Here is a 237-nt window from a genome sequence, read left to right on the forward strand (position 1 = left end):
TTGGATATACGATTGAGCAAATTAGTTCTATTTTAGGTGAGGATGAGACGTGGTGTCAAATTCTCTTTTTACATACCTTGCATTCAATAGTTTTACAACTTGTAAGTAATGGTGAAAAATTTCCTATACTTGTTTCAATGATTGAGACTGAACATCAAGAAAATGGGTTACTAACTGCGTCAACAAGGGCAACTTATCAAATGCTTTTACAGGGTAAAACAATTGATGAGATTGCAC

General features: G+C 33.8%; 1 protein-coding gene. It reads left to right on the forward strand.

The genetic code is table 11. The features are described 5' to 3' along the window. Window positions 1–237: YpbB family protein (locus ASHG_RS09170; protein WP_040396669.1), on the forward strand; the 237-nt coding region annotated here is incomplete at both ends.

Source organism: Anaerococcus senegalensis JC48, assembly GCF_000321005.1.
Taxonomy (GTDB): Bacteria; Bacillota; Clostridia; order Tissierellales; family Peptoniphilaceae; genus Anaerococcus; species Anaerococcus senegalensis.